This window comes from Rhizobium sp. BK176, assembly GCF_024808055.1.
Genome location: NZ_JANUBV010000048.1, coordinates 1 through 18333, shown reverse-complemented (window position 1 = coordinate 18333; position 18333 = coordinate 1). Strand labels below are relative to the sequence as shown.

Annotated in this window: 14 protein-coding genes and 1 pseudogene; 9 read left to right on the top strand and 6 right to left on the bottom strand. The window is 59.9% G+C overall.

Annotated elements, in window-relative coordinates; translation table 11 throughout:
• Positions 1 to 200 precede the first annotated feature (200 nt).
• Positions 201 to 674 (top strand): DUF3597 domain-containing protein, encoded by a 474-nt coding sequence (locus FHT76_RS40485; protein WP_183861972.1) that lies wholly within the window; start codon positions 201 to 203, stop codon positions 672 to 674.
• Between the two features lie 145 nt (positions 675 to 819).
• Here the strand turns inward: FHT76_RS40485 and aspT are convergent, their stop codons facing one another.
• Together aspT and FHT76_RS40475 are read right to left on the bottom strand one after the other, a co-directional pair.
• Complete coding sequence (aspT, locus tag FHT76_RS40480; RefSeq protein WP_183861974.1) at positions 820 to 2511, bottom strand: aspartate-alanine antiporter; 1692 nt, start codon at positions 2509 to 2511, stop codon at positions 820 to 822.
• A gap of 121 nt (positions 2512 to 2632) precedes the next feature.
• Complete coding sequence (locus FHT76_RS40475) at positions 2633 to 5344, bottom strand: decarboxylase (RefSeq protein ID WP_259127648.1); 2712 nt, start codon at positions 5342 to 5344, stop codon at positions 2633 to 2635.
• Between the two features lie 707 nt (positions 5345 to 6051).
• Here FHT76_RS40475 and FHT76_RS40465 point away from each other — a divergent pair.
• The 3 genes from FHT76_RS40465 to FHT76_RS40455 all read left to right on the top strand — a co-directional run bounded on the left by FHT76_RS40465 (position 6052) and on the right by FHT76_RS40455 (position 8633).
• Complete coding sequence (locus FHT76_RS40465) at positions 6052 to 7350, top strand: epoxide hydrolase family protein (protein WP_259127651.1); 1299 nt, start codon at positions 6052 to 6054, stop codon at positions 7348 to 7350.
• Positions 7351 to 7421: 71 nt separating this feature from the next.
• Positions 7422 to 7967, top strand: coding sequence for a hypothetical protein (locus FHT76_RS40460; protein ID WP_183861980.1), 546 nt, complete (start codon positions 7422 to 7424; stop codon positions 7965 to 7967).
• 21 nt (positions 7968 to 7988) lie between these two features.
• Positions 7989 to 8633, top strand: coding sequence for an isochorismatase family cysteine hydrolase (locus FHT76_RS40455; RefSeq protein ID WP_210296668.1), 645 nt, complete (start codon positions 7989 to 7991; stop codon positions 8631 to 8633).
• 90 nt (positions 8634 to 8723) lie between these two features.
• Here the strand turns inward: FHT76_RS40455 and FHT76_RS40450 are convergent, their stop codons facing one another.
• The gene (locus FHT76_RS40450; RefSeq protein WP_183862034.1) at positions 8724 to 11552 is read right to left on the bottom strand and encodes a winged helix-turn-helix domain-containing protein; all 2829 of its coding nucleotides are present in this window, start codon (positions 11550 to 11552) and stop codon (positions 8724 to 8726) included.
• Between the two features lie 253 nt (positions 11553 to 11805).
• Here FHT76_RS40450 and FHT76_RS40445 point away from each other — a divergent pair, with 253 nt between their 5' ends.
• A complete protein-coding gene (locus tag FHT76_RS40445; RefSeq protein WP_183755355.1) occupies positions 11806 to 12456 on the top strand; it encodes a response regulator transcription factor in 651 nt (216 codons plus the stop codon).
• 270 nt (positions 12457 to 12726) lie between these two features.
• Here FHT76_RS40445 and FHT76_RS40440 read toward each other — a convergent pair whose 3' ends face one another.
• Positions 12727 to 13197 carry a nuclear transport factor 2 family protein gene (locus FHT76_RS40440; protein ID WP_183861982.1) on the bottom strand — a complete coding sequence of 157 codons (471 nt, stop codon included), beginning with the start codon at positions 13195 to 13197 and terminating at the stop codon, positions 12727 to 12729.
• A gap of 119 nt (positions 13198 to 13316) precedes the next feature.
• Positions 13317 to 14402: a nitronate monooxygenase family protein gene (locus FHT76_RS40435; RefSeq protein WP_183861984.1), complete on the bottom strand. Its 1086-nt coding sequence runs from the start codon at positions 14400 to 14402 to the stop codon at positions 13317 to 13319.
• Between the two features lie 274 nt (positions 14403 to 14676).
• Here FHT76_RS40435 and FHT76_RS40430 point away from each other — a divergent pair, with 274 nt between their 5' ends.
• The 4 genes from FHT76_RS40430 to FHT76_RS40410 all read left to right on the top strand — a co-directional run bounded on the left by FHT76_RS40430 (position 14677) and on the right by FHT76_RS40410 (position 17885).
• Entirely contained in the window at positions 14677 to 15402 is a 726-nt protein-coding gene (locus tag FHT76_RS40430; protein WP_183861985.1) for an SDR family NAD(P)-dependent oxidoreductase, read from the top strand.
• On the top strand, positions 15396 to 15866 hold the full coding sequence (locus FHT76_RS40425; protein ID WP_183861987.1) for a RidA family protein: 471 nt from the start codon (positions 15396 to 15398) through the stop codon (positions 15864 to 15866). Before FHT76_RS40430 ends, FHT76_RS40425 begins: the two co-directional genes overlap by 7 nt.
• Before the next feature lie 35 nt (positions 15867 to 15901).
• A complete protein-coding gene (locus tag FHT76_RS40420) occupies positions 15902 to 16888 on the top strand; it encodes an enoyl-CoA hydratase/isomerase family protein (protein ID WP_183861989.1) in 987 nt (328 codons plus the stop codon).
• Between the two features lie 328 nt (positions 16889 to 17216).
• Positions 17217 to 17885, top strand: a complete 669-nt coding sequence (locus FHT76_RS40410) for a VOC family protein (RefSeq protein ID WP_183861991.1) — start codon at positions 17217 to 17219, stop codon at positions 17883 to 17885.
• A gap of 52 nt (positions 17886 to 17937) precedes the next feature.
• On the opposite strand, the pseudogene FHT76_RS40405 reads toward FHT76_RS40410, so the two are convergent.
• A pseudogene (locus tag FHT76_RS40405) lies at positions 17938 to 18151 on the bottom strand (4-oxalocrotonate tautomerase family protein); the annotation flags it as partial.
• Between the last annotated feature and the right edge of the window lie 182 nt (positions 18152 to 18333).

Below are 18333 nucleotides of genomic sequence, written 5' to 3'. Positions count from 1 at the left end.
CGCCGCTTCGCCGCTCGCTCGCTACGGCGCGATTGAGAACGCGCTCACGAGCGGCTTCGCTACCGCCGACCTACACCATTCGGCGGGACACGACCACTCTGAGCCTCCCGCGCTACCGCCTCTAGTGCGCCAGCAACGGAACCGAATTCTTCCGCCGGTGTTGTTGTCTCACCGCAAATATCCCATGGAGGAAGCAAGCGATGAGCATTTTTGACCGCATTAGGAACGCCATTTTGGGCGACGCACAGGCGGCGGCACCTGTCCGACCTGCTTCTCCCTTGACTCCATCACCGGATTTACCCGCCGATATCGTTCCGCCGCCAAGACCCGGCGCACCGCAGTCGGGTCAGATTGCCGAGCGACCGCCGATTATTACCGATCCGGCGACAGGTGCACCTCCGCCAGCCCCAACTCCTGCAGTGGATATTGAGGACGTACTCGATGAAGCCGTGAGAAACTCGGGACAGAAGCTCGATTGGCGCCATTCGATCGTCGACCTCATGAAGGCCGTGGGGATGGACGCAAGCCTACAGGAGCGCAGGGAACTGGCTAGGGAACTTGGCTATGCCGGAGGCCCAAACGACAGCGCGAAGATGAACACCTTCCTGCACAAGACACTGATGAAGAGGCTGTCTGAAAACGGCGGGAGGGTACCGCCCGACCTACTTGATTAGCATCTCGCGGCAAGCGACAGGGCATCCCCGGCCACCGGCGCAACATCGATCCAGACAACGCGATAAGCTCGTGGTGAGATTCTGAGCTTCCGGGCGTTTGAGCCGGAAGCAATCCTGGGCAGCGTGTCGTCTGATCGCAGGCCTCCTATCCGGCCACGATACCGACAATCACAGTTCCCCAGGTTGTGAGCAGGATATGGCCGATCGGAACGGTCGGCGTGTAGCCAAGGACGGCAACGCTGCTTTCCGACCTGTCCTGGACGGCCGCCATGCCCGCTGTCATCGTCTGCGCACCAGCCAGCCCTCCGAGCAACAGGATGGGATTCATCCGCAACACGTAGCGCCCGAAGTAAAGGCCAGCCAGCAAGGGAACAATGGTGACGACCATGCCGCCCAGCAACAGGCCGATCCCGGCTTCGGCGATGGCCGAGACGAAGACAGGCCCGGCATGCAGACCGGTCATGGCGACGAAGGCCGCCAGACCAAGCGCTGTCATGAGGGACACGGCGGCGTCCGGTATCCGACCGAAAAGCGGAAACTGCGTGCGCAGATGGCCGACCAGCAAGCCGGCGAGCAGAGTTCCCACGCTGGTGCTCAGGGAAATCTTCATGTCACCGATCGGAACGGTGACGATAATGCCGACCAGACCACCAAGGAAGATTGCCAGACCGAGCACAAAGAAGTCGGTGGTCGTTGTCGGCGCGACGATGACGCCAATCTGCTTGGCCGCCTGCGACACGACATTGTCCGGGCCTACCAAACGGAGGATATCGCCCCTTTGGACCGCAACGCCCGGAGCCAAGGGAATTTCGTGGCCACCGCGCGTGATGCCGCGCAGATAGAGACTTCGTGCCCAACTCTCTTTCGAGAGATGCTCGATCGTCTTGTTGGCGAAGGTCCGGGATGTCACCAGGACGTCGGCCACCGAGACCGGGATATCGAGCAGGTCGCTATCCTCGACCTCCTCCGCCCGCGGTCCGAGCACGTTGATCAGCGCCTCGCGAGATCCTGAGACGGCGACGATGTCACCGGCTTCGAAGACGATTTTCGAAGGGTCTTCCACGATCGCGCCTCGTCTTCGCAACCGCTGAACGAACAGCCGGTGATAGGGAAAGGACTCCTCTGCAGCCGTCATCGACAAGCCTACAATCGGCGCACCCTCGGCAATGCGATACGCGCGAACTTCAAACCTTCGCCAGGCCGAAGCGACGCCCGGCACCGTGCGCGTCATCCCAAGCTCACGCTCCAGTTTGAGCGCTTCGGCGCGCAAATCCACGCCCAAGAGTTTCGGACCGACGAGACTGCAGAACAGGATGACGCCCACCGCACCGAAGACATAGCAGACTGCGTCGGCGACAGCGACGTGAGCGACGAAGCGGGCGCGATCTGCGTCCGGCAAGGGCAACGCATTGATCGCCTCGGTTGCCGTTCCCATCGCTGGGCTTTCCGTAAGTGCGCCCGATACCAGCCCCGCGGCAAAGCCCGGGTCGAGACCCAGCATGGTCGCGACGACTATGGCAGTCAGCAGACCGGTCACGCAGACGACAACGGCAAGCAGCACGGGCTTCATCCCGTCCCGCTTGAGGGCCTGTAGAAATTGCGGGCCGACGGAATAGCCGATGCCGAAAAGGAAGAGGAGAAACAGGAAGGATTTCGCCATTCCGGCGATCGGCACCTCGGCGATCTGCCCGATAATGATGCCGGCAAAAAGGGAGCCGGTGACGGGACCGAGACTGAACCCGCCGATTTTCACCCCGCCGATCAGGTATCCGAGGCTGATTGCAAGAAACACGGCAAGCTCAGGATACCTGACCAGAATTTGCTCGATCCACGCCATGACCATTCCCCCGAATGATGCCTTGGGCGGCGTCCGAGTTACAGCGCCGCCGGCAACCTACGTTCACCGTGCGCCGGCCGCGGTGGCGCCAATTGGCTGACAAAGACGCCGCCGCCGCGGGTCAGCGTTTCGCCTTGGCGGCTACCGCATCAGGCTTGACCAGCTTCAGTCCCCTCGCCTTTTCGTAGCCATGGATCTCCTTCACATCGAGCTTGCGCATGAAATCGATCGTCTCCTGCGTCAGCACCTGGCCAGGCACCATGATCGGAAATCCAGGCGGGTAAGGAATGACAAAATTGGCCGAGACCATTTCCGGGCCCTCGCGCAGTCTTCGATCGCATTCGGCACCGTTCAGCGGCACGTATTCGCACAGCGATGCATCGTAGGCGTTGAAGAACGCGCTTCGCATGTCACCTTCAGGCGTCGTGCGACCCGCATCGCTGCGGTACAGCTCGTGGAAATGGCTGAAATTCGGAAGGCCCGGCACATCCGTCATCAGCGACTTGACGCGCGCCTCGAAAGCGGCGCGCTCGGCTTCGCCACCATCTGCCAGCCGCTTCTCTATCCCGTGGCAAATCTCGACAAGGACCCGGATGAGGTGGGCGACATCACTGCGCGTATTGTTGATGTTCGACTGCAGCAACACGCTGTTACGCGAGGTCTTGTTCAGCTGGATACTGTACTGGTTTGCCAACAGCCCCTTGAACTGCGTTCCGTCGAAGCCGGCGGTGCCGCAAACCAGCGTCATGCGCGTCGGATCGAGGTAGAACTCGTCCTCTCGCATTGCCTTGACGGCCGTCGCCCAGTTGGAACCCGGTGCAAGATAGTCCTTGAAACCGGACTGCCGGTAGGCCTCCGGGATCATTTGGTCAGCACCGAGGACGCGGAAGTATTTCGAAATCAACGGGTGTTCGTTCACCGCCTGCCGGATCTTGAGCGCGATCTCGATCGCATTCATCACCAGCCCGTACCCTTCGAGCTCCATCTGTCGGCGGGCGACATCGAGACTGGCGATGAGCTGCTGGTTCGGGCTCGTCGACGCGTGCGTGAAGACCGCCTCATGGAACTGGGCCTCGACCGTATGAAAATCGACGTCCTTGACCAGCAGCATGGACCCCTGGCGGATAGCCGACATCGACTTGTGCGTCGAGTTGGTCTGGTAAACCCGAAGACGCACGAGGCGCGGGTCGGGGATCAGTCGCGTGGCAAGCAACATCTCGTCCGACGGGCTGTCGCCAAGCTCGGCGTGCTGCTTTTCGTAGGCCGTGACGGATGCGGGATCGCGCAGCCATTCCTCGATATCGGCTGCAGCGCCCATCGCCGTGCGCGGACGCAGGAATGGCGAGAAGCGGGCAAACCCTGACCAGGCCTCGTCCCACAGGAAAATGAGGTCAGGCTTGATGGCAAGGCACTCCTCCATCACCCGCCTGACGTTGTACATATGCCCGTCGAAGGTGCAGTTGGTGAGGTCAAGCAGCTTCAGCCGATCGAGCCGCCCCTCTGCGCGAAGCGCCAGCAACGCCTGCTTGATCGTAGCGAGCGGCACGGCGCCATACATCGAGTATTCCGTCATCGGAAAGGCTTCGACGTAGTAGGGCTGCGCCCCAGTGAGAACCATTCCGTAGTGATGCGACTTGTGGCAGTTGCGATCGACCACGGCGATGTCGCCGGGCGCAAGCAGCGCCTGGACGGCCATCTTGTTGGACGTCGACGTACCATTGGTAACGAAAAACACGTGATCGGCGCCAAAGGCGCGCGCGGCCATCTCCTGCGAACGCTTGATGTTGCCCGTCGGCTCCAGAAGGCTATCGAGGCCCCCTGTGGTGGCGCTGCTTTCCGCCAGGAACAGGTTGAGGCCGTAAAATTCGCCCATGTCGCGAATCCAGTCGGACTTGAAGACCGACTTGCCGCGCGCGATCGGCAATGCATGGAACGTACCGATTGGTCGGCGTGCGTATTTCTTCAGATTGTCGAAGAACGGCGTTTCAAAGCGCGCCTGCACGCCTTCCAGAACCGCCAGGTGCAATTCGAGCAGTTCCTCGACCGCATAGAAAATGCGGCGGACGGCATCGGCTGCCGGATCGCCGGCGATTGACTCGACATCGCGGTCGGAGAGCAGATAGACGTCGAGTTCCGGACGAATGCGCCTCAGCGCGCGGGCAAGGCGCAGCGCCGATGCGTCGGGACTGTCGGTTTCCCCGAGCGGATCCAGAACCGAGCGAAGCACTGACACATCGTGCCGCGAACGGTAGGGGAACCCTTCTGCCAGGACGACGGAAACGATGTCCGGGTTCAGCACCGCAGCACAGACGGCGTCCTCGAAGGAACCAACGATGACGGGTTCGTAGACGAAAGCATCTTCCCGACGACGCAGCCGGCGGATTTCCTTGGCGAAAGCCGGCCACCGCTCGGCCGGCTGGCTGTTGACGAACAGCACTTCGAAATAGGGCCGATGTCCGCCCGCCTCGCCCGTGGCAGGCGGCATGATGTCCGCCACTTCATCAGGGGACATCTCTTCATGGGCGTCCCACTCGCCTGCACGGCCGCGATAGGCGTGCGTCAGCAGTCCGTTGGAGATACGTCGCGCCAGTCGTGCGGTCCCGCCCGCGTCGTCGGTGGCAATGCGCTCGCGCAGCGCCGTCAGCAACCGCTCTCCGGGATAGGCGTGGTACTCCTCTGCCGCGGCAAGGTTCGCCAGTGCTGCCTCCAACACTGCCCTGTCGCCGCGCTTTGCTGCCCACGCGTCCGCTAGGCTGGTCACAGCACGCCAGTTGTCGGCGCGCGCCTGATGTATCAATAGGAATTGATCGATATGTGCGCTCTTGACTGGCATCCCGATCTCCATATTTGGGTCCGACTGCGGTCTCGCTGCTCTGCTATCCGCAGCTCCCGTGCGTGTGCCGATGGGGCTGCGCTGGCGGCCAGGTCAAATCACGGTGGCACCCACTCAGCATGCTACCCACGTGCCACGAGTCCGGTTCTCCCGGTCAGCCAATTCCACATGATCGCGAAGTCGATATTCGCTCAACAACGGGTACTTGCGAAGGTAAAATACCGTAAGATACCACCAAGATGAGGTATCTTACTCTCCTGCCGCTCTGTGCCTCACGTCTATTTCAGCCTAAAGAAACCCAAATAACGCTTCTTCAACGTCGGTTCATCGGCCACATTGTGGACGGCCGGTGATGAGCCGACCGTCGGTGATGGCAAAGGGTTGCCAGTTGTCTTTCTTCTCGAAAAGTCGGCCGAGCCGTTTAAGTTCGTCCTCAACCAGGAAGGGCACGACCTTAGTCAGTTGAACCTCCTCCTCTGTGTTGGTGAGACGGTATCGCGATCCATTGGCCAATGGCCAGATCGGACTGATGATGTTCTCAGGTTGCCTGGATCGACCTGAACCATAGGAGACCGAGTTGAATGCGAGCGTCCCGAACGTGCTCTCGATTCCACTATACGAAGGTCTCGCCGATACCTTAGTGCAATGGCTGTATTTCCTCTTTGGTGACTTGTTACTCGGCAGCAAGCTAACACCAGGAGGCTCTCATGTCCCAGAACCAGCCAGCGGTTTCGCGTCGTACACTTCTTGCAGTAGCAGCATCAATCAGTGCATTGGGCGTGCTTCCAGAAGCGTTTGCCGCGAGCGGCGATCCAAACGCGATCAAACCATTCCGATTCTCGGCTAAGGATGCGGAGCTATCCGACCTTGCCCGGCGGGTCGCGGCGACCAGGTGGCCTGACCGGGAAACGGTCAAGGATCACTCGCAGGGCGTCCAGCTCGCTACCATCAAGAAGCTCGCCGATCACTGGGCCAAGCACTACGACTGGCGCAAAATCGAAACGAAACTGAACTCCTACCCACAGTTCACCACGAAGATCGACGGGTTGGACATTCACTTCATCCATGTGAAATCTAAGCACACAAACGCCCTGCCGATCCTTGTCACCCATGGATGGCCCGGTTCCATCATCGAACAGCTCAAAATCATCGAGCCCCTGACCGATCCGACCGCGCACGGCGGCAGTGCCGAAGACGCCTTCCATGTCGTCATCCCATCGCTTCCCGGCTACGGCTTCTCCGGCAAGCCGACGGAGCCCGGATGGAACCCTCCTCGCATCGCCAAGGCCTGGGCCGTGCTGATGCAACGCCTCGGCTACGCAAAGTACGTCGCGCAGGGCGGCGACTGGGGCAATGCGATTACCGAACTGATGGCTGTGCAGGAACCTCCGGGATTGCTCGGCATCCATACCAACATGGCGGCAACCGTTCCCGCCGACATATCCAAGGCACTATCCGCCGGCAGCCAGCCCACCGGCCTTTCGCCTGATGAAAAACGAGCATGGGATCAGCTCGACGATTTCTACAAAAATGGTCTTGGTTACGCCATCGAGATGAACAACCGGCCGCAGACGCTTTACGGCATCGTCGACTCACCGATCGGGCTTGCCTCATGGATGCTCGACCATGACATCCGCAGCTATGACATGATCGCTCGCGTCTTCGACGGCAAAACGGAAGGCCTGACAAAGGACGATATCCTTGACAACATCACGCTCTACTGGCTGACCAACACGGCGATCTCTTCCGCCCGCCTCTACTGGGATAACGCGCACTTTCCTTCGGGTGGTTTCTTCGATCCGCGCGGCACCAAGATACCGGTCGCCGTCAGTGCCTTCCCGGACGAGATTTACCAGGCTCCCCAGAGCTGGGCCGAGAAGGCATACCCGAAGCTCATCTTCTACAACCGGCCTCCCAAGGGTGGCCACTTCGCAGCCTGGGAGCAGCCGATGCTTCTCACGGGCGATCTGCGCGCCGCCTTCAAACCGCTCCGCAAATCGATCTGACGGCGGCTGCGGCGTTCTCCGATGCCGCAGCTCATTCACCATTCCCATCCAATGGATGAAGGAGAAAGACAATGTCAGACAACCAGATCGTCGATTCCAGCTTCACGGCCATCATCAACGCACCGATCGAGAAGATCGACATCCCGACGTGGTGCTTCACGCTGTCCGAAAAGGAATACCAGGGCTGCTCGCCCGCCCATATCGCTGCCGGCTTCACGACCGCTCCGGACGGAACGCGCATGTCGATCAACGTCGAAACGATCGGCGGCAGCCTGATGGTGCAGCACTACGTCGAAACGCTCGGCGAAAAGGATCACCTGATCCTTGATTCCGACTCAGATGTGTTCACGCCGACGGGCCGCGTAACCATTCACGTGACCTGGGAACTAAGCGTCAAGGCAATCGACAAGAATCGCTGCGAATTCACCAACCGGGTGCAGTCCTTTGCGACCCAGGAAATGCTCGCATCCCTCGATCGGCAGGGCATCCCTTTCGAAATCTTCCGCACACAGCGCCAGCCGATGTCGATCGCCCACAACAAGGGCGAGACGCCGCTGTTCGCAGCCAGCATCGAACGCCACGCGCTTCGCAGCCAACAGCCCTCGAAAGCAGCCTGAAGCTCAAAGGAGCCGATAATCATGCATCTGTCCTACGAGCGCGCTACCACCGGCCTTCTGGTGGTCGACCCATACAACGACTTCATCTCTGAAGGCGGCAAGATCTGGCCACGCATCAAGGAAGTCGCCGAAACCAACAATTGCGTGTCGCACATGGAGCAAGTCCTCAATACGGCACGACAGGTCAAGATTCCCGTCTTCTTTGCCATGCACCACAGGTACCGCGAAGGTGACTACGAGAACTGGAAGTACATCGCGCCCATTCAAAGACTGGCGTGGAACCGTAGGAGTTTCGAATACGGCACCTGGGGCGGCGAGTTCAAGGCCGAGTTTGTACCGGCGTCCGGCGAGATTGTCGCCTCGGAGCATTGGTGCTCCAGCGGCTTTGCAAATACCGATCTCGACCTTCAGCTCAAGAGGCAGGGCATTCACAAACTCATTGTCATCGGACTGATCGCACACACCTGCATCGAGGCGACCGTGCGTTTCGCGGCAGAGCTTGGATACGACGTGACAGTCGCGAAGGACGCCGTGGCCGACTACTCCGACGAGATGATGCACGCGGCGCTGGTGATCAATATGCCGAACTATGCGAGCGCGATCGTAACCACTGAGCAGATTGTCGCTGCGCTAACGTCCATGGAGCCGGTGGCGCCCGCCGCCTAATACAACCGTCATATCGGCTGCCCAAAAATATCAACGCTACTCGTGCGTCGTACGAGACAATAGGCGACGTCGGTTGGTTCCATCGCAGCTTCACGCCGTTGATGCCTCGATCAATGCCTTCGCCTCGAGGAGCCTGGGGCTGCTGAAGCCTTCAGTGAATCGCCGATAGATGGGAAGGAGAACAGTCGGAACGCTTGCCTCGCGGAAGGCACCAAGGCTGACGCCCGCGCTCAATTCCCAATATAGTGCTCCCTGCTTCGATGCTTCCGCCATCGCCTGCTGAAAGAGACCTTCGATCAGGGACGTCTCGCTTAAGCCTTGCGCCCTAAGAACTTCTGCTTTCCGCCTCAGAATTTCGGGCACCATCCAACGGTAGCCTTTCTCTTCTGAGAAAAGCAAAGCGTTGCCGACCTCGTTCAAGGCCTCGTTGAAACGCCCCATCGACTGTAGCGCAGCCGCTAACTCACAAAGGTAGAACGGATAAAACAACAGGTAGGCCCCATTACGCAGTTCCGCGAGTCCGGTTCGAAGAGCCTCGATACCAGCGGCCGGGCTACCCAATCGATAGGCGAGACTGCCCTTGATGCACAAGCCGGCGGCATGGAAGGGTTGAAGACCATGCTTGGATGCCTCCACCAAAAGCTCCTCACCCCATTCCTGCGCGCGGTCCAGATCGTTAAGCGTCAACGAAACGAAGGAAGCCGACCATGCGAGCGCGACGCATAGGACGAATGGCTGCCGTGTCTCTCGTGCCTCCTGTATGGCGACCTCTGCCGTAAGAATTGCGGCGTCCAGTCGGCCACCTGCGATCAGGTTCACTGTGTTGTGAGCCAAGGACGATGTTCGTACGTCCGCTTCCAATCGCAGCAAGTCTGTCCGGCGATTCTCCAGCGGATAGTGTGTGGCCGCCCATTCCAGCCTCTCACCAGCTTCCTGATGGAGCGCCTGATAGGTTTGGGGAATGCCGACAAGCCATGCGGCCGTTGCGCGTCCACGCACGTCCTGCTCGTCAACTGCCCCCTCATATTCGCGCGCATAGGTTAGAGCGTCGCTCAATTCCGCCGAGCGGGCGGAGAAGAGCCATAGGGCGCAGGTTAGGCGCTGGCGATAGTCGTAGTCGTTCAGATCTCTGGCAAGTGCCAGCGCGCCGGTGAGCACTTCCTTTCCGCGCTCGTTCATTCCCTGAGTGTAGATGAGTGCGTACCCTAGAGCACATCGCAAGACCATCTCGGTGCGCGAGCCGCTTTCTTCTCCGATGTTCTCCAGCGCGCGCTCAGCCCAGTCGCCGGCTTCGGAGACCAGCGATATTGCCGTCCAAAAGTCGCTTGACGCGGCGGCAAGCTTCGCGCCGAGCACGCCATTGCCGCTGTCCGAGAACGCCCATCTCAAGGCCGCACGTACGTTGTCGGTCTCCTTTCGGTAGCGACCAATATTGTCGAGTGCTGTCTGAAGGGAGCGCTCCTCCGAAAAAGGTTTGAACAGCTTGAGGAAGTACTTTGCAACTCGACACATTGTTCGCCGAAATTCGTCCCGAACTCCGAGCTTTTCCAGCGAGTAGACCCGCACAGTCTCAAGAAGGCGCCAGCGCGGAGCAGCGTCGAAACCGTCGAATGCGATCAACGATTTTGAGACAAGATTCGATATCGCCAGCGCCGTTTCCGCTTCCCCGTCGCCGCTGACGGCTACCGCCGCGTCCAAAGTAAAGCCGCCGGGAAAAGTCGCCAGGCCACAAAGCAACTCCCGCTCGGTGTCCGGCAGAAGTTGATAGCTCCAGTCCAGGGTAGCGCGGAGCGTCTGATGACGAGGCAATGCCGTCCGGCGCCCGCCAGTTAGCAGTACGAAACGATCATCCAGCCGGCCGGCGATCTGCTGTATTCCCAACGTCGCAGCGCGGGCCGCTGCAAATTCGATCGCCAGCGGTATGCCGTCGAGATGCCGGCAAATCCCGGCAATAGCCAAGAGCTTCTCCGTGTCGGCCGCGAAATCCCACTGCAGCGCTCGAGCGCGTGCCACAAATAGCTGGATGGCACTGTGTTCGAGAGTGCCGGTCGCCTCCTCCCTGGCTGGCACCTCCAACGGCGGGACGCGATAAGCGAACTCTCCCTCGATTCTCAGCAATTCTCGACTTGTCGCAAGGACCGTCACATTTGGGCACGTGCGGACGAGTGCCTCGATCATCATTGCGGCAGCATCGATGACGTGTTCGCAGTTGTCGACAACGAGCAGCATGGTTCGCCCGCCAATGCACCGCGCGACGATCTCGGCCGAGATCTCATCACCTTGAAGTTGCAGGTCGAGAGTTTGAGCCAGAGTTGTCGGAACAAGGTTGGGGTCCTGAAGCGAAACGAGCTCGATGAAGAAGGCGTCTCCTTCGACGCTGGGCAAAAGACTACGGGCGATTTCGGATGCAAGTACCGTCTTGCCGATCCCACCGGGGCCTGTCAGCGTCACGACCCGATAAGCAGATGCGAGCGTAAGAAGCTCAGCCACGGCACTCTCACGACCGATAAGATCAGATATCGACGCCGGGATCTTGGAAACGTAGCGGGCGTCGGCTGAAGGAGTTCTAACGGACGGCGCCGTTTCGTTGAACGATGGCGCGCCAGATTTCCAGTTGCCAAGAAGTCGATATCCACGGCCTGAGATCGTCTTAAGCAGATTCCGGTCTTTTCCCAAAGCCTTTCGAATGGCCGATATGTGGACCTGGAGTGTATTTTCCTCAACAACGATCCCAGGCCACACGCGGCGCATCAGATCGTCCTTTGACACGGCGTCTCCGGCGGCCACTACAAGGACCTCGAGGATGTCGAATGCGCGGCTTCCGATCGGAACGGGTGCGCCGAGAGCCCGGAGTTCCCGCTTTGCGAGATCCATCTCCCAACCACAGAATTCGAAAAGGCCCCGTTCGATCTGTCCCAAAGCGATCCGATCTCTCTTGCCAATGCCAGATAGCATAGCGGCATCTGTAACCGCCGCGGCGATTTGTGACGGCGGAGGCGCCGCACCGGATACTTCAGGATATTTCAGATTCTCTCAAGCCACTTAAGTCGCTTCACAGGCGGTATCGGTTTAGACAATAGCCATTCTTACTGGCGAGGTTCGCGCTCGCAGCGCATTGCAGGCACAGGCACTACTTCCACGAGAATTTCTCTTTGAACCGGAGGAGAATGGCATGTACAATGGCGGTCTGCTTCAGACATCCCAAAGTAACAAGACATCAGCATCCGACGCGCCGTCCGTATCCGTCGTGAGCAACAATGATGAGATCGGCGAGATCTTGCCCGAGCCGTTGCGGTCGCGCGGCTGGCGACCTGAAATTTTCGGATCAGCGGATGAATTTCTCTCCGCCCGGCGCGTATCGAGCTTCGGGTGCATCGTCCTCGATGCTGATCTGCCCGATCTGGATGTCCAAACTCTCACCCGGATCATCTGCTTTTACGCGATGCATTGCCCGGTAATTCTACTAACGAGCCACGACCATCACGGCATGACCATGACGGCATCTCGGTTCAATTTTACAATTATGTCGAAGCCGGTGAACACGGTTGCTCTTGTCGAAGAGATACAGGCCGCCATTGCATCAACCATCAAGGTCAATGAACTCGACCGGCGTTATCGGTCGCTCTCGGTGCGCGAGCGCCAGGTTATGCAGTTCGTGGTGGCTGGGCTACTCAACAAGCAGGTCGCCTATGAACTGAGCCTCAGCGAAATCACGATCAAGGCCCACCGCGGGCAGGTGATGAGGAAGATGCGGGCACGATCGTTGCCAGAGCTCGTAAACATGGCTGCCAAACTCGAACTTGCCGCTGCACCGTTACACTAAACGCGGGTCAAGCCGGGGCGCCATTTGCACCGGCTCCGATGAGACACCGAGAAATAAGCTTTCGCAACCAGCGCTCCAGTGTTCCTCCCGCCGTTTGGAGCTCGCGGATCCCCCTCCCACGATCCGCCAAGGCCGTCTCCACTGCGCCTGGAGACGGCGTTCTCTGCGTTGGAGCGTGGGGCGCCGATCGTATGGAATCGATCATGCGAGTGATATTGGGCATATCAGGCTGGCGGACAGCGCCGATAACCGCCAGCTCTGCCCCCTTGGTCATTTGCGTTCGCCAAAGATTAGCCGTTGGTAATCGGCAAGCATCTTTGGGTCTTCGATCGATCCGTGATGGTGAAGCAGCCGCCAGGCGTCGTCCTTTCGGACAAACCACCGCGTCGTCCGAAAGGCGACGTCGATCGTCTCGCGCGGTGTCTTGCATTGGCCTCGCTCGCGACCGACGAAGAGATGCCAATCAGCTCCGCCCTGGCTCGTGAAGTCGTGAAAGGTGACGTGGACCTCAGCCTGGCCCTCGAAAAGCCTGGAGTAGCCTTCGGAGATCGAAGGCCACCCTCGGCGGATGCCGCCGATGGGATTGTCCATGCTTGGAGCCTCCCCGTCGAACCAGACCGACGCCAGCCCGGCCATATCGCAGCTGTTGAAGGCTCTATAAAACTCTATCAGAGCGTCGAGAGGACTACCGTCACTGGCCTTCGTTTCGCCTCCACTGATTTCAATGAGACGCCGTTCCATCGCCAATCCTTTCGTTTCTTCAAAGGCGGCCGTTGGGAAATAGAAACCTGACCAACCTTCTGCGTGCTATTTCGATCGTGGCTTGCTTATCAAAAGCGCGATCCGACACACTCCCAGGCTCAGGCTTGCGTCCGTCCTTCGATGACTTTGAGAGCATCCTGGTACAAGCGCCGCGTCAGATCGCCGGCGGACAGCCTCGGTGCGAGCTTCGCCGCCTGCCCTGACCAAAGATTCGTGAAGTCGCTCCTGGCCGCCTCCTCCGCTTTCACCTTGAGTGCGACGAGAGCGGCTGCTGCGGTTGGAAACGGTGGGACGCTTTCGGAGAGCGGCCCGAGCTCGTGCATTATGCGATTGACCACGCTTCTGGCGGGCCTGCCGGTGAAGACGTTGGTGATCGCGGTGTTGTCGTCGCGCGCATCACCGAGCGCTTGCGCATGGACGGCAGGGATCTTTGCTTCGGGGCAAAAGAGGTACGCGGTTCCGATCTGAACCGCGGAGGCACCGAGCATCAAGGCGGCCGCTACGCCTCGCCCGTCAGCAATGCCTCCTGCCGCGATGACAGGGATGTTCACGGCGTCAACAACCTGCGGAACCAGCGCCATCGTTCCAACCTGCGTGAACATGTCATGCGTCAGGAAGTTTCCGCGATGGCCACCGGCTTCAAAACCCATTGCTACGACAGCGTCGACGCCGTTTTCTTCTAACCAAACGGCCTCGGAGACAGTTGTGGCCGAAGAGATGATCTTCGCGCCGGTCGCCTTCACTCGCCGCACCAACGACTTCTCCGGCAACCCGAAGTGAAAGCTCACGATCCCCGGCTTGAACTCCTCCACCACCTCGCAAAAAGCGGAGTCGAAGGGCGCACGTCCAGCTCCCGCCACCGGTGCTGCCGGGTCGAGGCCGCTCTCGACGTAGTATGGCGCGAGTAGCGCCCTCCATCGCATCTGCGCGGCTGGATCGAAGGGCGGCGTGTGATGCGCAAAGAAGTTCACGTTCAAAGGCGCCTTCGTCGAGTTCCGGATACTCGTCAAGGCCCCCTTTAGCTGATCAACGCTCAGCAGCGCGCTCGGCAGTGACCCCAGGCCCCCTGCTTGCGCAGCCGCGACCACCATCTCATTCGTGGTCGAGCCAGCCATGGGCGCTTGAATGATAGGGATTTCAATCCCGAGCAAGTCGAGAATTCGGCGATCAGGCCAGCGCGTCATGTCGGACTCCACGTCAATTCTTGGCCCGACCCTCATAGCTCTGGTGCTCGTTGCGGTCCATTGCACCTTGGTGTCTACGCGCACCATCGATCCCAAAGTATCGGGGACACCTTGGTACAATAGCGCCTCGAGGAAATCGGCGCGATGGTTGTGGAGAACGCAGGGCGTAAGCCCCTTGGGTCCCGGCGTGGCCGGCACCACACATCAATTACCAAACAGGCCGACCTGCCCTCGAGGTGGGGCGAACGGCTTTTGCGTCAAAATGGAGGCATGTATGAGTGTGCAAAAGACCGTCGTGGTAACCGGCGCCTCGCAGGGGATCGGTGCCGGTATCGTGAAGACCTTCCTCGACAAGGGCTACAATGTCGTCGGAACCTCGAGACGCATTAGGGAGACCGCACTCTTCGACCGTGCTGAACGCTTGGAACTCGTTGACGGCGACGTCAGCGATCCAGACACCGCCGAACGGGTCGCACAGCGGGCAGTCGAGCGGTTCGGATCTATCGACGCCCTGATCAATAATGCGGGAATCTTCTTCACAAAGCCCTTCCTGGAATACACAGTTGACGATTTCCGGCAGCTCTCCGCGACCAACGTGGAAGGCTTCATCCTTTTCACCAATCATGCGATCAGACAGATGCTTCGCCAGAAGTCTGGCGGAAGCATCGTCACCATTACGTCGTCCCTTACGGATCACCCGATCGCGGGCGTGAAGGCGTCGTTGCCGATGATCACGAAAGGTGGACTCAACGCGATCACCAAAAGCCTCGCGCTGGAATTCGCCGCCGACAACATTCGCGTCAACGCGGTGTCGCCAGGCGTCGTCGACACGCCGCTGCACGCGTCCAACCCGAAGGACTTCTTGAAATCGCTGTCGCCGATGGGAACGATCACCGCGGTGCAGGAGATCGTCGACGGCGTCGTCTATCTGACGGAGTCCGCAAATATCACCGGGGAGGTGCTGCACGTCGACAACGGCGCACATCTCGGCAAATGGTAGCCCGCGGCCCAGAAGCGCGACTGGAGGAATTGGCAATTGCCTTGCCTCCTCCGCCCACCCCTTTCGGCGCCTACGTAGAAGCTGTCCAGTGCGACACCCTTTTGTTCCTCAGCGGCATGTTGCCAGTGGTCGGACATGATCCGGCTTATTATGGGCGCGTCGGCGAGGAATTGTCTGTCCTCGAAGGTTATGACGCGGCGCGGACGGCCTGCCTCAGCGGCCTTGCCGCTGCCAAGGCGCAGCTCGGATCGCTGGATCGCATTCGTCGCATCGCCAAGCTCGGCGTCTACATCGGTACGCCGGGAGATTTCCGTGAACATCCGAAGGTCGCCGACGGCGCCTCGGAACTGCTGCTCGATGTGTTCGGTGCGGATCGGGTCCCGCCACGTATCGTCCTCGGCGTCGCCAGCATACCGCTCGGCATGCCGGTCGAAGTCGAACTCGTTTTCGAGATCGAGCGCTAAACCTTTCTCTTTCAATCTGAACGATGGAGTAACTCATGAAGATCAAGCCAACGAATCCGAACAACGTCGTCATTGTCTCGTTGAAATTTCTGACGGCCACCGCCCTTCTGATGCTGCCCGCTCTCGCGCTTTCCGGCCAGGCGGTCGCCGAAAAAACCACCCGTCCGGCGGGCGAGCAAGCTCAGCCTGCAAGCGAGCATACGCAGATCAAGGTCGACAAAAGAACCCCGGCGTACTGGCGGGTGACTTTCGACAACCCGCCGTTCAACATCTTCGGGCCGGAGACCATTCCGCAGATGGAGAAGGTCGTCGCCGAGATCGAGTCGGATCCCGACCTGCGCGTCGTTGTCTTCGACAGTGCGGTGCCGGGCTTTTTCCTGACCCACTACAACTTCACGCCCCCACTTTCCGAATCCACCAGCCTGCCGTCAGGGACGACGGGACTTCATCCGCTTCCGGACATGTTGGTTCGCATCAGCAAGGCGCCGGTGGTTTCCATCGCACTGATCCGCGGACGCGCAACGGGAGTCGGTAGCGAACTTGCGCTGGCGAGCGACATGCGCTTTGCGAGCCGAGAGAAGGCAATCCTTTCCCAATGGGAGGTCGGCGCAGGCTTCGTACCCGGTGGTGGTCCTATGGCCCGGCTTCCCCGTCTTATGGGCCGGGGCCGAGCGCTTGAGGTTCTGCTCGGCTCCGACGACATTAGTGGCGATCTCGCCGAGGAGTACGGTTACGTCAACCGGTCGTTCCCCGACGACAGGCTTGACCCCTTCGTAGACGCGCTTGCCACTCGCATCTCCGGCTTCGACCGCCAGGCGATTGCCGACACCAAACGTCTCGTCGATTATGCAAGCCTGCCGTCCGACCCCGAGATCGGCGCCGGGTGGGACGCGTTCATCACGTCCGTACAGCGCCCGGTCGCACAAAAGAACATCGGCAAGCTGATGGATATGGGTCTGCAGACCAATCCTGATATCGAGGCCAGACTTGGTCACTACACGGGAACCTTGGCAGACAAATAGATGTAGCGTGTGTTCGTACAGGCCTTGGCTGGTAGTAGGGACACCTCAAATGACCGCGCACAAAGCAGGGCGAACATGATTAGGAAGCGCGCACCGATTGCTCGCCGGGATCAAGCCGACCTTCCACGTCGAGGCGATACGCCCATGACGCGCGTGAAAGCGGTGCTAAACGCCGCCTCGGAACCATATCCAACCGAGGCAGCTACCCGAGCCACCAAACTGCCCTTCTGGCGACACCATTGGATAATGGACGATCCCCCCGAGGCGAGCGCATCGTGTGCCTCGTCGCGGGAAGTTCCCCGCAGCAATTTTACCGAGGGATGACAAGATGAATATTCAGGAGCGTAGCACGAGTGCGACAAAGACAGTGAAGAATGTCGACATGAAACTGGAGGTCGTCGTGATCCCAGTTTCGGACGTCGACCGCGCCAAGGCATTCTATACCGGACTTGGATGGCGTCTCGACGCCGACGTGCCCGGCAAGGACGGCTTCCGCGTCGTTCAAGTCACGCCGCCGGGATCGCCCTGCTCGGTGATCTTCGGATCGAACGTCACATCCGCGGCGCCGGGCTCCGCTCAGGGGCTGCATCTTGTCGTATCAGACATTGAGATGGCTCACGCGGCACTGGCCTCACATGGTGCTGAAATGAGCAACGTCTTCCACGACGTCGGTGGCGTCTTTCACCACAAAAACACCGATGGACGGCTGCCCGGCCCACACCCTTCGCGCGCCAGCTATGGATCGTTCGCATCCTTTAGCGACCCGGACGGCAACGGATGGCTCCTCCAGGAGATTACGACGAGGCTACCGGGTCGGATAGAGGCCAACGGCGCGACGTTAGCCTCCGGCAGCGATCTGGCAGCAGCCCTTCGGCGCGCTGCGGCTGCCCATGGCGAGCATGAGAAGCGAAACGGGGGCAAGCATGACCATGACTGGCCCGATTGGTACGCCGCATACATGCTTGCCGAGCAAGCAGGGGCCGATCTTCCGGAATGACATGATCAACTGCGCGCCGCCCCAACGGACTAGGTGCCTTGGCGGCGGCGAACTTCCGATATTCCGCGGTCGGCAGCCGCCCCATCCCCAGTTATCGAGGTCCACTTCCTCGATCACCCTGTAGGTCAGCGACGTGTTGAGGACCTCGAGCAGCACCTGGCTGACGCCCGCAATGATGCGGGCCTTCTCTTCCGCCGTAACCGACTGGCGGTCCGGTGCAGTGCCACAGTTCGTTCGCGGGTGACATACACGTTTACAATAGGCATCGTTTCGTACCCGTTGCCCTCAGAAGCCAAGCGCCGACCGGTGCTTCTGATGGCGAAGATCGATTCCGGAGAGATCGACACCTTGAACGTAAGCGCGATTTTCGATGCGCATTGACGGCTGCTGCACTGCTGGCCTCGCATCAGTACCGAGATCCGGCTCTGTTAGGCGGTGGATGTTTTCG